Here is a 14,339-nt window from a genome sequence, read left to right as displayed (position 1 = left end):
AACAGCCATCAACATAGCATCAACTTTATAAGTGGTTTTATCAGTGCTTTCTGCGTAGAACTTACGTATAAATCCCAGCCATAATTTTAAACCGTACAAGGGATATTTTTAACATCTTTATCCGCATTTGCATCTAACTTAGCAGCCACTTTATATTTCACTTAACTATTTCATACATAAATATAATAGTTATCTTTGGTCAAAGAAGTTATAAAAAATGCGAATTTGACCGTCCGCTCAATGTCTGTAATTGACGGTCATAATATTCTACAAAAGTTAGTTCCTAGTTTTATCATCAATATCCCCCCCTGAATGCTCAGGGGGGGGGGTAATCAATCCATTTCTTTAACATTATGAATATCTAATGCACCATTTTCAATTGCGTATTTCAATGCAGTAGAAGGACCACCTCTATCTGTATTAACAAATATATGAAGAGTGTTCTCTGCGCGACTTGCACCGACATATATATTCGAAATGAATTTTCTCATCGCACTTGAATGATAACTACCTTCAGGAACTTCATCCTTATTTACTTCAATCAAATAAACAGTATCAAATTGTGTTCCAGCAACGTACTCAGGCATGCTTAGTATAAATTTCTTTTTATTTTTATTTATTGAACTTATTTGCTCACGATCAGATATCAATGTAAAAAGATCTTGATACCTTACCGCTTCCGCGTATTTTAAGAACAAATCTTCGCTTGCGCATAATATTGCAACCTGATTAGCTTGAGAAAGTGTTTTTGCTTTTCTATCGGCAGAGGTAAAAACATAATCGAATATCTCCCTTGTATTATCACAAACTACAAGCTTAGGTTTATCACCATATTTACTCTCTGATTTTATAGTGATTTTATTCCAATCATCACCTAACTCATCTTCAATGCCTAATGCTGGAAACGCATTATCTATCCATTCGAGAACACTTGCTATTTCATGTGTATATCTAAACGATTTTTCCAATTTGAATTTTTTGGTCTGCCCTAACCCCAATGAATTCGCAATATTAGTATTTGGACTCAAGTCCACGCAAAATGTATCATATGTACTTTGCTTCGTGTCGTAAGCCATAATTATTTTAGGAATGCTATCACAATCCTTCATCAAATTATGAAATGTCATTCTCTCTTGACGGTTAAAGAGATGAAGCTCATCAACAAAAATAAGATCATACCCATGTTTAAAGCGAAGATTATCCCAAGCATTACTATCTAGATAGCCTAAGTAATCAGAAATCATTTGATCAGCGCTAATCACATTCATATCTCTTAGTTGATTCCTAAATTTATCATATAAATGTAATACTACTCTACGTTCACTTTCACTATTTAACTTCATCATCCATTGTTTTCTTGTCTCAGTTAAATACTTATTTTTCTTTTCAAGGCTACGCCTAACACCTTCAGCTTCTAAAACACAGGCGAATTCATTCATAAGAGCTACTGCAAAAGCACGAAACTCAGTAGAGCGACTATCTGCATCTATATATCCTGCAAAGCTATCTGAACATTGGCTTTTAAATATAACCCAATCAGAATTTTTGAATTCTCTGACAATTGACTCAATGACCTCTACCTGAAGTAGCCGACTTTCGTAGCCATCCATTGATAAGGGTTGTAAATCATTAAGTGAATACTTAATCGCTTCATTTGCCAGCTCCTGCAATGTGCATATGGTTAATTTTGATTGAGGATTATTCTCTCTTAATAATTCATTATCCATTATGTCTAAGGATTGCGAAACATTTTCCACCGTTGATGAATTATGAGTTAAAAAAAGAAAATTAACTGCTTCATTTTTAACGCATCTTTTACCAAATTCATACAAACACTTAACTACTAATGACAATGTTTTACCAGTACCAGCAGCACCTACAAGTCTAATACTTTTATCAATTTCAGAATAAACAAAGTCTCTTTGTTCATTTGTCAACTTAGCATCTAACCATTCCCTCAGGTTAAAACCTAAAGTTAATTTATCTTGAAGCGGGGGAAGTGTAATTTTCCCAGTTCCGAAACTTTCATTTTTAATTGTATCGTTTGTTAACAATGCAATGAGTGCATCTTCATATGCATTAATAGCGTTAAGAAATATTTCTCTGTTGTTATTAACTAATGTTATATCTGTTTTTTTATTATCGAAAGAATAAACGTAGGTATGATCAGTTTCATTCGGATTTAGATCGAAGAAAATCCGTCCCTTATCATTGTTAAAACTATGGCTGGATTGTATAGATAATAATGAACCTGAATGATAAGGAGCCCATTTTGTAGGGACCATTATTTTCCCAGGAGACATTGATAAGTGCCCTACTCTTAATATCCTATAAAAAGCATCATTTTTTGTTTTTTTGTTAATCCTATCGAAAAGCCCGCTTGTACAGGTATCTATGATCAATAGTTTAGATTTTTCATGGGCTTGTTTGCTTAAAAGATATAGTACATTAGAATCATGTTCCTTGAACCAAAAGATGCTCTCGGGCAAATCATCTGGATTAAACTTGTTCAACCAATTCATCGGTAGATCAAAATTAGCCAATAAAATATTAATCGCAAACTCATCAATTACTAATGCTGAAGCCATGTCATATCTCCCTTTTAATATTTTTCTAAAAATATTGCGAATGAATCTTTTACATCACGCTCGTAATATGTTGGAAAGCCAATGCGTGAGAAGAGAGTACCAAACTGCTGCGATAAAGCATGTTTGAATGTAGGTGTCAACCTTCCAATGCGTAAGTATGAATTTGGAGACTCTTTGGCTTTTGATGTTGATGAAAAACATTGTGAGGTAGGTACGAAAAATAAACTTCTCAACTTAACAACATACCCTATCTTTTGAAGGGTGGGAATTGAAGGGATGAAAAAAAGATCTTGTGGTGGTGCTTTACTTAACTCACCCATATATCTTTTTATTATTTTATTAACTTCTGTAGGTTCATTATTATTTACCCCATTAAGAATAGCAAGCAAATCAATATCTTTACTTAACCCACTACTTTTATGTGCTAAGTATTTTTTTATTATGTTATATAATGTTGTTATTTTTCCTCTAGTTTCTTTATTTTCTACTTTAATATTGGAAAGAATAATTTCTACATCAACCTCATTAATCCAATTTTTAATATTTTCATCATCAAGTTTCTTATGTTGTTCTGATAATGAAAGCCAATGGTTATTTATTTTTTCGACTATATCCATTAATTTTGATTCAATTAATTTCTGATGTTTTACCGCGCAGTGCTCGTTAAAGAAATAATCTTCAAGGCTTAATATACTTAGGCATGCTAACCCGCTTCGTCCAATTTTATTGTTCGCAATATCACAATCTGCGGATATTATTACAAACACCTCACCCTCACTATCTTGGTTTATTTGTTTTAAAATATCCCCTTGCAAAATTTCCGACCCATCATAAGAATCAACACAATAACTTAGCATTCCGCACTCCTTTATATTAACTATACAGGAAAATATTATTCAGAATTGTAATATCTCTATTGCTAAGAGAATAGCTACTTTCTTTCCTTTTGTTCCTGTAATCTTCCCTACGATACGATAATTTTTCCCATTGTGCCTCTTCCCATCGCTAACATTGTAAATGTCATCATCTATGATTGTAATTACAGTCTTTTTTCCATTTAAATCAAAAAAATGCCATTCGTGGTTATACATTGCTAGTCCCCCCTTTTTTATATATTACACAATCTAACTTACTAACGGCGACTCTGTATTTATTAGGGCTTGACAACCTTCATTTTCGTCTGCTAAGTCCCTTTTCTGTTCAAACATTCCCCTCTTCTGCATGTGTTGCTGGCGATGGTCAAGTAAAATGCGAATGGATAGTTAATAGATGCGAATACCCGTAACTTTTCTTATCCGACCATGTAAGAACACCGCAGAGGGGTGCATATTTATGATTTATGCTATTCAAGACCGCCAGTGTCGGTAACAATCTGAGACTTATCCATCTCTAGGCAATCTGGATGCAAACCCAGCATAGTCCCAGCATCAACGGCATCGCCGATGATCATGCAGTCATCATATCCTCAGCTTTCCAGATCGCAATTGATCTCAGGGTTATCGGGGGACAGTGACAACCAGTTCCGCAATTCTTTTAGTGTTTTTTCCATGATAGATAACCTCCTTGTTTTAGATTGGCTGACCACCAGCCACAGTCAATGAATATCCCATACGGGTAAAGCGATGTCGGGCTATTTCTTCCAACTATCCCTCAATGAGAATGTTTAGTAAGAACCAGCAAGGTAGCGGCAACTAGAAGTGTAATCATCAATTTTTGAGGCATAACGCAAAATTGCGTTATGCCTGATTAACAGTAAACCGTAACTACCAGCCATCATGCTCATCTCATTTGGGTATGCCCGTAAGCGACTTGCTAACGGTATTAACCCTGCACAGCAAAAACAGCGTTATTATAATAATTAATTTCATCATGACTTTTGATTAATTTAGATAAAAACGATACATCGAAATTTAACAATGCATCGTTTATAAAAAATATTTTATTACTTTATTGCTGGGTCATAATCATTATAGCGCTAGCTGTAAAATCACCCGTTGGTACATCGCTAATCGTTACCGTTGGGTCACGTACCATTTCAAAACCCAAATTAAGGGTATTAGATCCTTCAATAAAACTGAGGGGGGTTGTATCGGTTGGGGACAGAACCTTACTACCGTATATGATACTAACGCCAAGACCATTGGTTGATGATTTTACAACGTTCTGACCACTCACTGAAATTGGGGTGTAGCTAAGCTGCATATTAACGCCCACATCTCCGCCAGTACAGGTGACAGGTATATCAACATTTTTCACGGTCCCCGTTCCTGGTGTGGTAACAATTTCTGAGCGTTCAACAGTGCCTAAGGGAACACTCAGATCTGAGCTATTATTCAGGGTACAGGAAGTTGGCTTTACAGGTGGTGTCGGTGGTATAGGTGTAGATCCCGAACAATTAGTAGAATTGGGAATCGCAAACTCCGTACCATAATCAATACTTTTGAGTATGACGCACAGATACCCACGGTCAAATCCCGAAGCCATTTCCACGTTCGGTGTAGTGGCTGCTACTAGATTCATATCAGAAATCGATGTGTTGGTATCTAAATTTGCCTGGCCATTATTAGTCACTGTTGCAATTGCAGTATAGTCCTTTGGGGCTACCGTAGCGCTGGAAGCTTTAAAACGACTCACAATCTCATAGCGACCCGGCACTGGTAGGTAAGCTACAGTTCCCATATTGACAGTACATGTGTGCCCACCCGCATTCTGGGTAAGCTGCATCTGGCTACTACCAGACGCTTTAAGAATTTGTTGGCTTTGAGCACAAGAAATACTGCTAACGCCCTTCGAGCTGACACCAAAAACATTCGTAATACTACCTGCCCTACTTTGTCCGCTAAAAAATATAACGATAAAATGTAGTGTACATAAAACCATTATTAAAAATATCTGATACAAGTCATTTTTATTTAACACTTCAAAACCCTCACCACGAGAAAATACAGAATACCAGGGGTAATCCATCTCAAAAGCTGCAATGGCAGTGAATGCTTCCGATACCATTGACTGAGTTCGAATTGCCTTTGGCTAGCCTTTAATATAAGCGCCAAACATAAAACCATTGGTACCTGGCTCCAGTGGAATCGATGCCGTAGCCTTATTAATGGCAACGGAACCCCACTCTGGCTGAACAGGCTCAGGCACAGGATTTCCACCTGCTGCCAGTTGACATCCGGCCGGGCCGGGTGGGTCAGTTTCGCCAGTATACCGGCCTAAAATCTCAACAACTTCTCTGGATTTATAGAATAAATTAAAGCGTCAGTCGCTTCTTCCGTAGTCTGAAAACAGACCGGGTGCCGACAGAGGGGCTACGCAGGCAAGGACGAGGCCCGGCAGCAAATGAATGGTTATAAATTGAAATACTACAATAGCGTCAGAGAACAGATACCATTTTGACTGTAAAACCGTGGCCAATATTACTTAACCACTATACCTGCTAACGGTATTAACCCAGCACAGCAAAAAAGCGTTATTACAATAATTAACTTCATCATGACTTTTTATTAATTTAGATAAAAACGACACCTCGAAATTTAACGAGGCATCGTTTATAAAAAATATTTTATTACTTTATTGCTGGGTCATAATCATTGTAGCGCTAGCTGTAAAATCACCCGTTGGCACATCGGCAATAGTTACCGTTGGGTCACGTACCACTTCAAAACCCAAATTAAGGGTATTAGATCCCTCAGTAAAACTGAGTGGGGTTGTATCGGTTGGGGACAGAACCTTACTACCGTATATAATACTAACCCCAAGACCATTGGTTGATGATTTTACAACGTTCTGACCACTAACTGAAATTGGGGTGTAGCTAAGCTGCATATTAACGCCCACATTTCCGCCAGTACAGGTTACGGGTATCTCAATATTTTTCACGGTCCCCGTTCCTGGTGTGGTAACAATTTCTGAGCGTTCAACAGTGCCTAAGGGAACACTCAGGTCTGAGCTATTATTCAGGGTACAGGAAGTTGGCTTTACAGGTGGTGTCGGCGGTAGAGGGGTAGAGCCCGAACAATTAGTAGAACCGGGAATTTCAAACACTGTACCATAATCAATACTTTTGAGTTTTACGCACAGATACCCCTTGTCATGTCCTGAATTCATTACCACGTCCGGTGTAGTGGCTGCTACTAGATTCATATCAGAAATCGATGTATTGGTATCTAAATTTGCCTGGCCATTATTAGTCAATGTTGCAGTTGCAGTATAATCCTTCGGACCCAGCCCAGTGCTACTAGAAGCTTTAAAAAGACTCACAATCTCATAACGACCAGGCACTGGTAGGTAAGCTACAGTTCCCATAGTGATAGTACATGTGTGTCCCCCCGCATTCTGGGTAAGCTGCATCTGGCTACTACCAGACGCTTTAAGAATTTGTTGACTTTGAGCACAAGATATACTGCTAACCCCCTTCGAGCTGACACCAAAAACATTCGTAATACTACCTGCACTACTTTGTCCGCTAAAAAATATAACGATAAAAAGTAGCGGACAGAAAACCATTTTTAAAAACATCTGAAATAATTCATTTTTATTTAACACTTCAAAACCCTCACCTCAAGAAAATACAGAGTTCCGCGTCAATGGCATACACCAGATCTCACGGCATGGTCTGGGGTAGCACCACCACGTCGATACGCTTTAAGCGCGGCTCATATTTCAGCAACACCGAAGAGAGTTTTTCCATCAACTCATGGGCGGTTCCAGGCATACCCTGCAGGATTTTGGTCATATCTGGCAGACCGTAGTCCTGCAGAGGCGCCAGTGTTCCGGCACGGCAGTTAAGAATGCGTTGCATGTTATCCAGTATGGATAACATCACCTGATTCTGCTCGCTAACCCGATGAAGGTTAAGCCCGCCAGTATACCGGCCTTAAATATCAACAACTTCTCTGGTACTATTGAATAAATTAAAGCGTCAGTATCGACAACTTCTCTGGCATTATTGAATAAATCAATGCGTCAGTCGCTTCTTCCGCAGTCTGAAAACAGACAGGGTGCCGACAGAGGGTTACGCAGGCAAGGACGAGGCCCGGCAGCAAATGAATGGTTACATATTGAACGACTACAATAGCGTCAGACCTCACCATTAAATTCTTCTTTTGCGAGTCACCTCGCACCTCAAAAATGCAACGCTGAAAGCCCTATAATTCCACTTGTCACCTGAAAACCTCCGGGCGTATTCTCTCGGTGCACCAGCAAATTCTGGTGTCGGGAGTGGAAACCCGGATATAACAACGGCGGCAATAGACTTTTCTATTGTCGCAGCACCATCACACCTTTATCCTTATCAATGGTGTCGCTGGTGAGGCAACCTTCTGGTTGGCCGGTTTCCGTTGTGTCCGGTATTTCCACCCTCATTAGCGTCACCGCCCCAAGAGCGTGGAAACTCTGGCGGTGATGATAGAAATCACACTACGGAGATCACCATCATGATGTCAGCTCAAACATTTTCTGAGGCGCAATGCGGCGGCGCCCTGTATTCCCAAATTTCCGCCAGCATGGATCTATTCCAGCTTCTCGACGTGTGCGAATCCCTTGCCGACGAACTGATCGAATGCCATTCAGAAACTGAACAACAGGCGCTTTGCGGGCGCATTGCACATTGTCTGGAGGTGCTGAAAACGACTTTTGTCCAGCCGCTGCCCGGCTACCTGGTCGAATCCCTCACCGTTGGAAAAGAAGCCAAAATACAGGTGAATAACGACTCAGAAATACAGCGCCAGTATTGCCATGCATTGACTCAGACATTATTAAGTCGCGCCCATACGCCTGAAGTTAACCGCGCCTTAACCGGCATGCTGTTTGATTTGATTAATGACCTGGTTGAAGACCTGCAGGCACCGCGGTTTCTGCGCGATTAAGTAGGGTTGTCTGACACAGCCTCGAAAATAAAAGGTATAATCTGCGGTATTACTTTATTGGATTTAGAAACGATCATGACAAAACTCACGTTACAAGAGCAGATGCTCAAAGCTGGATTAGTCAGCAGCAAAAAAATGGATAAAGTGCAGAGAACGGCTAAAAAATCGCGGCTTCAGGCCCGCGAGGCAAGAGAGGCCGTGGAAGCCAATAAAAAAGCGCAAATTGAGCGCGATAAACTGCTGAGTGAACAACAAAAGCAGGCAACGTTATCTAAAGAATTAAAAGCTCAGATTAAACAGCTCATTGAAATGAACCGAATCGTTATTTCAAAGGGCGACATTGGATATAACTTCACCGATAATAATCTGATTAAAAAAGTGTATGTCGATAAAGCGACTCAGGCTCAATTAATTAATGGCCGCCTCGCTATTGCACGTCTGGTTACTGATAATAACCCTGAGGGCGAATACGCTATTATCCCCGCAAGCGTCGCCGATAAAATCGCCCAACGTGATGCCAGCAGCATTGTATTAAATAGCGCACTTAGCAAAGAAGCTCAGGATGAAGAAGATCCGTATGCTGATTTCGTCGTGCCTGACGATTTGATGTGGTAAAGATAATTGCCAGTCACATGGCGTGGCAGGCATAAAATTAGAAGGCAACGGGGTGACCCATTGCCTTCATTGCAAACCAGGCTAAACAATAAATTACCCAAGACAGGCAATATATTTTTCACCTGAACGTCGCACGATCTCATCTGCGTTTTTGGTAATGTCTTTTCCTTCAAACGCCCCGTAGAGTTGCGCAAATTTCACATCTCTCAGGCGGTGCGTAATATCGCTGACGGTCGCAGCCGATAGCGGCAGCATATTCGGGTAGCTCCACATGAAAGATACGGCATCCGCGCCCGGCGTGACCTGGATAATGTCTCCGGAAAGCAGTACCCCTTCGCCTCGCGTCCAGTGAAGAACGCTGCCACCGGCGAAGTGCCCGCCAAGACGAATTAAACTGACATCAGCAGTCAGCTTAAGGGTGTCACCTTCCCAGAGAGTAATGTAAGGACTCTCGCGCATGATCCACTTGCCATCGTTGGCGTGCAGGTAAATCGGCGCGTCAAATTCAGCGGCCCAATCCTGCATAGTGGTGTAGTAATGAGGGTGTGAAATGGCGATGGCCTTTAAGCCACCGATTGCGGAAATCAGCGTTTTCGTCGCGTCGTCGAGATTAGCAATACAGTCCCACAGAATATTGCCTTCCGGCGTTCTCAGAATAAAAGCGCGCTGGCCAATCGCAAAATCTGGAATACTCTCGATGCTAAAGAGGTTGCTCTCGAACTGTTTCCATTTGTTCGTATGCGCCGCTCTGACGGCGTCAAAATCGACCCATTTCTGCCCCGATACAGGAATATACTGCCGCTCGTCTTCGCAAATTTTACAGTGTTCTGGATGGGAATCGGCTATCTCATAGGATGTGCCGCAGGCTTTGCATAATGTGATCATTGCTGCTCCAGTATCCGATAAACATTTTCAGCATGGCACAGCGATACATCACAATGTGTCAGTTAGTGCTTCCACCCGCCTGTATCGGGTATCATTCAGCCCAATATTCCTGATAACTGCTGTGGCTACTGGTATGAATCTCAATCGCTTCTGTTATTTTCTGCTGGCTTTAGCTGCTGCGGGAAGCCTATTTACGCCGCATCCCTGGGTCATGTGGCTCCTGCTCGTCAACATGCTGACGGTGGTCGTTTACGGCGGGGATAAAATGGCGGCCCGCAAGGCCTGGCGCAGAGTTCCTGAATTTACCTTGCTGATGTTTGGGTTGGTGGGAGGATGGCCTGGCGCGATTGCGGGTCAACAACTCTTCCGCCATAAAACACAAAAGCAGCCTTTTAAAACCTATTTTATCGTCAGTGTGATTTTGAATATCTCAGTGCTGGTGGCGTTTTATCAGCTTTATCCGTTTTCCTCTTTTTTCACTTCCTGAACATTATCCCTCGTCACAGACTGTTGAAAATACCTCAGTCTGAATGACATCAGCCCTACTCCCAACCCCAAATTTATTTTTAAACATTTCTCTTGCGCCCAAAGCACAAACTGCACTTATTAAAACATTTCTATTCCGTACCCTCGCGCCCTCCTCATTCTGGATTGAATAATCCCAACGCTTTGAAGCAACTACATCTATATTTTTTATGCGACCTATTTTAGATGGAGATATCCATGAAACAGCAAATACCTGGTTTTAAAAAAAGTACGGTAGCAGGCCAATGAAGAAAATCACCGTTTTATGCTCAGGGCTGCTGTTCTCTTCGCTCACTCACGCCAGTGCGCTCTATTTTTACGAAATCGGTACTGAAGACACGGCTCTTGCAGGTGCCGGGCAAGCCGCTCGCGCTGGCGATGCCTCAACAATTGTGACTAACCCGGCGGGCATGACGCGTCTACCCGACCATATATTTACCGGCGGCGTGCAGGCGTTAGGCGGAAATATTGATTACCAACTGGATAATTCATCACAGCAAAGTCCGGGCAACGTCATGAATGTCATGCCCAACGCGAGTGGATTCTACAGCCAGAAAATTAATGACGATTTGTACGCCGGTATTGGGTTGTACGGCAATTACGGTTTAGGGATCGATTTCGGTAATTGGGCTGGCGATCGCTTAATCAAAAAAAGCACGTTGATGGCGATGACGCTCAGTCCTTCCCTCGCCTACAAATTAAGCGATCGCGTTTCGGTGGGCGCTTCTGCCAATATCAATTACGGCTTCCTGTCATTAACCCGCAACGTTGATGGCGGGGACGATAAACAAAAAGATCATGATTGGGCGATGAGTTATCGCCTGGGTTTGTTGATGGAGTTGACTGACCAGACTCGCGCGGGCGTGACCTGGAACAGCGAAACTCAATACGATTTCAGCATCGACGGCAAGGCCCGTCTGCCTAACCTGCCCAACGTGCAGTACGACTTGCCAATTACTGCGCAAGTGAATGCGCCGCAGCAAATCATGGTGAGTCTGGTGCACGACATCAACAAACAGTGGTCGGTGATGGGAGATTTGGGCTGGCAGGACTGGAGTCGCTTTGGCGCACCGCAGGTTAGCGTTGTCGGCCAGCCGCTCGATAAAACCAACCGGATGAAAGATACCTGGCATACCGCGCTCGGTGTGCAATATCGCCCGACGGATCAGTGGCGTCTGAATGCAGGTGTCGCATTTGATAGCACACCGTACGATAGCCAGAGCAACGTGGCGATGACCATTCCAACCGGCGATGAATGGCGCTTTGCCACGGGGGCGCAATACCAGTTAACCACGGCCAGCAACGTGGGTTTTGCGGTGGAATATTTGCACATGCAATCCTCTAAAACCCAGACGCCAGAGATACTTCAGGGCAGCTACGACCACCCATATCTTTGGTTCGCCAGTGTGAACTACAGCTATCAGTTCTAAACTTCACTTATTGGTGTAAACGGTGGATGACGCTGCGCTTATCCTCCCTACAACACCCTTTCGTAGGTCGGATAAGCGCAGCGTCATCCGACACAATTGGCGTAACTTTGTCAGCAATCAGGAGGCGACGAGCAACTATGACATTTCCGTTACCCGGCGCCTTCATTCTGCTGGGAGCGTTGCTCTCCAGCCCGCTGTGCTTTGCTTTAGACGGCAGCCGTCTCAAGCATCGGGCTGATGCTGTGCTCACTCTGATGAGTTACACGGTGGTGCCCGACATTACCGCCAGCGACCTGAATATCGACAGCGGAACCAGCGAAAGTAATGAGCTGACCATTACCCAATTTGGCGGCGGCGCCACCATGAGCCAAAGTTTTCCCATTTATCTGGAAGGAGCAATGAGCTACAGCCGCTATGACCCTCAATTTGTTCTGACCAACGGTGAAGAAAGCCGCAAAATCCCGACTCGCTGGAACAGCCTGACCGCTACCGGAGGCATTGGCTGGGATTTTCACTTATACAAAGATAAATGGGGCGGAAATCTGGTGTTGCGCCCGATTGGTAATGTGATGCTGGGCACTATGGCGAGTGATTTACGCGTTGGCACCTACCTGGTGGAACAGCGTCTGGACGATGATTTTAAATTTCTTGATGGCGGCCGACTCAATGCCTATGGCCTCGGCGGTGCGTTAATGCTCGATTACGAGTTATTTTCCAAACCTCAGGATATTGATATTGAGTTACGCTACTCCGCAATGAGCCTGCAATCATTTGGCAGTACCACAAAAACCGTTCAGGGCCAGGCGAGTGCCGAAAACCTCGGTATTTATCTGCGTCGGCGTGCGCCGATTTCTGACTGGACGTTACTGCAAAAACCGCTTCGCTATGTTCTTGAGGGCGCGCATACCGAATATCTTGGTGAACAACGGGGGCAACTCGGCTTTAACAGCTTGTCCTCAGTGGGGGTTGGCCTGGAGCTTGATAGCAGCGAGTATCGCGTTTTTGTTACCCGTACACGCCTCGTTGCACGTTATATGTTTGGCGATAACACCACGGGTTACGGCATCGGTCTGGCAATGAGTTTTTAAGAACACTGGATACAATAAACACTTTTGGGAAACCCAATGAGACGACAGCCACATTTTACTCCTGCACGCTTTGCGACCGCCTTTTGCCCCCTGCTATTGCTCAGTTCACTGGCACACGCCGAGGTTGATCTCGGTTCTTTAGAATTATTCGCCAAAGACAACACCACCAGCCCTATTCCAAAAGGTCTGGTGCTGGGCGGCGCGGTCATTAACGGTACGGCACGCTACGAAGCGCAAAAGAACGAAACCTACGTGATTCCCGGCGCATTCTATTTTGGCAATAACCTGATGTATCTTGGCGACCGCGCCCGCTACTACTTTCATCTGGACGATACAACAGCGGCCTATGCTTACGGCAGATTTCGTTTTGGCAATCTTGATCCCGATGATGAAGACGAATTTGACGGCATGCACAAACGAAAATCGGAGTTTGAAGCCGGTGTCGGCGGCACGCTCATCACGCCTTACGCATTACTCAGCGCAAGGGTCAGCTCCGATGTCACCGGGCGTAGTAACGGCCAGGAATTACTGTTGTGGGCTGACTTCCCGATAGTTAAAGGTAAATTACTCATCATGCCCGGCATGGGGATGATGATCCGCAGCTCGAATATGGCCAATTATTACTTCGGTGGCATTTCGAAAAACGAAGCCACTGCCAGTCGCCCGGCATGGGATACGGGAACGACCTTCTCGCCCATGACGGCGTTGATTACCAGCTATCGCTTTAGTTCGAAATGGGTGGGGATGTTTGCGGCCAATTACGAGTTTTATGATAAAGATATTGCCGACAGCCCTATCGTTCAGCACAACGGGGAATTGTACGCGACCGTTGCAGTGGGCTATATCTGGTAATCAAATATGGGCTGATGGTATTCATCAATATCTATCTGGAGTCAGGAATGATCGAGATATGCCCGTTACGTTCCAGGATGGCGAATTTGATCTCTGCAAGCCTGGTAATACCGTGATCCACGCGGGCAGTTAACAAAATATCATCGCAGGAAATATCGGCTTTCTTCATTTTGTCCTGAAACAAATAGCCATTTTCCACCAGAATCACCGGCGTGTTATCAAGAAAGTCATCTGCACCCGGCAGATATTTTTTGATTAATCCAAACAACATATCCACCACAATCAGGGTGACGATGGTCAGCATCGCGCCGGTAACTGAAAAATCATCCCCCAATAATGCCTGTTGAGTCGCCTCACTAATTATCAGCAGTAAAATCAAATCGAATGACGTCATTTGCAGCAGCGCCCGACGACCCGCAATTTTAAACACCACCATAAGAATCAGGTAAATGGCAATTGCCCTTAAAACCATATCCATTGTCTGGC

Annotated in this window: 13 protein-coding genes and 4 pseudogenes; 9 read left to right on the top strand and 8 right to left on the bottom strand. The window is 43.4% G+C overall.

The annotated features are described in order from the left end of the window. Positions 1-332: 332 nt before the first annotated feature. From M2371_RS00905 to M2371_RS00890, 4 genes are all read right to left on the bottom strand, one after another. Positions 333-2,588, bottom strand: a complete 2,256-nt coding sequence (locus tag M2371_RS00905) for a UvrD-helicase domain-containing protein (protein WP_259266654.1) — start codon at positions 2,586-2,588, stop codon at positions 333-335. Positions 2,589-2,602: 14 nt separating this feature from the next. Then, positions 2,603-3,445, bottom strand: a complete 843-nt coding sequence (locus M2371_RS00900; protein ID WP_259266653.1) for a hypothetical protein — start codon at positions 3,443-3,445, stop codon at positions 2,603-2,605. A 39-nt stretch (positions 3,446-3,484) separates the two neighbouring features. After that, a complete protein-coding gene (locus tag M2371_RS00895; protein WP_259266652.1) occupies positions 3,485-3,679 on the bottom strand; it encodes a hypothetical protein in 195 nt (64 codons plus the stop codon). An 856-nt stretch (positions 3,680-4,535) separates the two neighbouring features. Continuing rightward, entirely contained in the window at positions 4,536-5,594 is a 1,059-nt protein-coding gene (locus M2371_RS00890) for a fimbrial protein (RefSeq protein WP_259266651.1), read from the bottom strand. Between the two features lie 188 nt (positions 5,595-5,782). On the opposite strand from M2371_RS00890, the pseudogene M2371_RS00885 reads away from it, so the two are divergent. Beyond that, positions 5,783-6,015, top strand: a pseudogene (locus M2371_RS00885) (IS3 family transposase); the annotation flags it as partial. Positions 6,016-6,161: 146 nt separating this feature from the next. Here the strand turns inward: M2371_RS00885 and M2371_RS00880 are convergent. Next, positions 6,162-7,136 carry a fimbrial protein gene (locus M2371_RS00880; RefSeq protein WP_259266650.1) on the bottom strand — a complete coding sequence of 325 codons (975 nt, stop codon included), beginning with the start codon at positions 7,134-7,136 and terminating at the stop codon, positions 6,162-6,164. Between the two features lie 61 nt (positions 7,137-7,197). Next, positions 7,198-7,467, bottom strand: a pseudogene (tssE, locus tag M2371_RS00875) (type VI secretion system baseplate subunit TssE); the annotation flags it as partial. On the opposite strand from tssE, the pseudogene M2371_RS00870 reads away from it, so the two are divergent. The 4 genes and pseudogenes from M2371_RS00870 to M2371_RS00855 form a co-directional block, all read left to right on the top strand. Continuing rightward, positions 7,455-7,684 (top strand): annotated as a pseudogene (locus tag M2371_RS00870) (IS3 family transposase); the annotation flags it as partial. The pseudogenes tssE and M2371_RS00870 overlap by 13 nt on opposite strands. Before the next feature lie 173 nt (positions 7,685-7,857). Continuing rightward, a pseudogene (locus tag M2371_RS00865) lies at positions 7,858-7,995 on the top strand (ash family protein); the annotation flags it as partial. 31 nt (positions 7,996-8,026) lie between these two features. Next, the gene (locus M2371_RS00860; RefSeq protein ID WP_172893543.1) at positions 8,027-8,458 is read left to right on the top strand and encodes a hypothetical protein; all 432 of its coding nucleotides are present in this window, start codon (positions 8,027-8,029) and stop codon (positions 8,456-8,458) included. 75 nt (positions 8,459-8,533) lie between these two features. Next, a complete protein-coding gene (locus M2371_RS00855) occupies positions 8,534-9,073 on the top strand; it encodes a DUF2058 domain-containing protein (RefSeq protein ID WP_172896086.1) in 540 nt (179 codons plus the stop codon). Between the two features lie 93 nt (positions 9,074-9,166). Here the strand turns inward: M2371_RS00855 and M2371_RS00850 are convergent, their stop codons facing one another. Further along, the gene (locus M2371_RS00850) at positions 9,167-9,958 is read right to left on the bottom strand and encodes an MBL fold metallo-hydrolase (RefSeq protein WP_259266648.1); all 792 of its coding nucleotides are present in this window, start codon (positions 9,956-9,958) and stop codon (positions 9,167-9,169) included. Between the two features lie 133 nt (positions 9,959-10,091). On the opposite strand from M2371_RS00850, the gene M2371_RS00845 reads away from it, so the two are divergent. The 4 genes from M2371_RS00845 to M2371_RS00830 all read left to right on the top strand — a co-directional run bounded on the left by M2371_RS00845 (position 10,092) and on the right by M2371_RS00830 (position 13,853). Next, complete coding sequence (locus M2371_RS00845) at positions 10,092-10,445, top strand: DUF1294 domain-containing protein (RefSeq protein ID WP_259266647.1); 354 nt, start codon at positions 10,092-10,094, stop codon at positions 10,443-10,445. 283 nt (positions 10,446-10,728) lie between these two features. Next, positions 10,729-11,913 carry an OmpP1/FadL family transporter gene (locus M2371_RS00840; protein WP_172893540.1) on the top strand — a complete coding sequence of 395 codons (1,185 nt, stop codon included), beginning with the start codon at positions 10,729-10,731 and terminating at the stop codon, positions 11,911-11,913. A 137-nt stretch (positions 11,914-12,050) separates the two neighbouring features. Continuing rightward, positions 12,051-13,001, top strand: coding sequence for a hypothetical protein (locus M2371_RS00835; protein ID WP_259266646.1), 951 nt, complete (start codon positions 12,051-12,053; stop codon positions 12,999-13,001). 36 nt (positions 13,002-13,037) lie between these two features. Continuing rightward, positions 13,038-13,853 carry a MipA/OmpV family protein gene (locus M2371_RS00830; RefSeq protein WP_259266645.1) on the top strand — a complete coding sequence of 272 codons (816 nt, stop codon included), beginning with the start codon at positions 13,038-13,040 and terminating at the stop codon, positions 13,851-13,853. Between the two features lie 31 nt (positions 13,854-13,884). Here the strand turns inward: M2371_RS00830 and M2371_RS00825 are convergent, their stop codons facing one another. Next, the gene (locus tag M2371_RS00825) at positions 13,885-14,331 is read right to left on the bottom strand and encodes a DUF421 domain-containing protein (protein ID WP_172893537.1); all 447 of its coding nucleotides are present in this window, start codon (positions 14,329-14,331) and stop codon (positions 13,885-13,887) included. Positions 14,332-14,339 lie beyond the last annotated feature (8 nt).

The sequence above is a fragment of the Buttiauxella sp. BIGb0471 genome (assembly GCF_024807715.1).
Classification (GTDB): Bacteria; Pseudomonadota; Gammaproteobacteria; order Enterobacterales; family Enterobacteriaceae; genus Buttiauxella; species Buttiauxella agrestis.
The sequence above is the reverse complement of the archived record's forward strand: the minus strand, read 5'-3'. Positions and strand labels throughout refer to the sequence as shown.

What these genes read in the sequence shown, in the direction of transcription:
- M2371_RS00890 (WP_259266651.1), bottom strand. Translation starts at nt 5,594, where the DNA reads ATGGTATCGGAAGCATTCACTGCCATTGCAGCTTTTGAGATGGATTAC.
- M2371_RS00850 (WP_259266648.1), bottom strand. Translation starts at nt 9,958, where the DNA reads ATGATCACATTATGCAAAGCCTGCGGCACATCCTATGAGATAGCCGAT.
- M2371_RS00900 (WP_259266653.1), bottom strand. Translation starts at nt 3,445, where the DNA reads ATGCTAAGTTATTGTGTTGATTCTTATGATGGGTCGGAAATTTTGCAA.
- M2371_RS00860 (WP_172893543.1), top strand. Translation starts at nt 8,027, where the DNA reads ATGATGTCAGCTCAAACATTTTCTGAGGCGCAATGCGGCGGCGCCCTG.
- M2371_RS00825 (WP_172893537.1), bottom strand. Translation starts at nt 14,331, where the DNA reads ATGGATATGGTTTTAAGGGCAATTGCCATTTACCTGATTCTTATGGTG.
- M2371_RS00905 (WP_259266654.1), bottom strand. Translation starts at nt 2,588, where the DNA reads ATGGCTTCAGCATTAGTAATTGATGAGTTTGCGATTAATATTTTATTG.
- M2371_RS00855 (WP_172896086.1), top strand. Translation starts at nt 8,534, where the DNA reads ATGACAAAACTCACGTTACAAGAGCAGATGCTCAAAGCTGGATTAGTC.
- M2371_RS00895 (WP_259266652.1), bottom strand. Translation starts at nt 3,679, where the DNA reads ATGTATAACCACGAATGGCATTTTTTTGATTTAAATGGAAAAAAGACT.
- M2371_RS00830 (WP_259266645.1), top strand. Translation starts at nt 13,038, where the DNA reads ATGAGACGACAGCCACATTTTACTCCTGCACGCTTTGCGACCGCCTTT.
- M2371_RS00835 (WP_259266646.1), top strand. Translation starts at nt 12,051, where the DNA reads ATGACATTTCCGTTACCCGGCGCCTTCATTCTGCTGGGAGCGTTGCTC.
- M2371_RS00840 (WP_172893540.1), top strand. Translation starts at nt 10,729, where the DNA reads ATGAAGAAAATCACCGTTTTATGCTCAGGGCTGCTGTTCTCTTCGCTC.
- M2371_RS00845 (WP_259266647.1), top strand. Translation starts at nt 10,092, where the DNA reads ATGAATCTCAATCGCTTCTGTTATTTTCTGCTGGCTTTAGCTGCTGCG.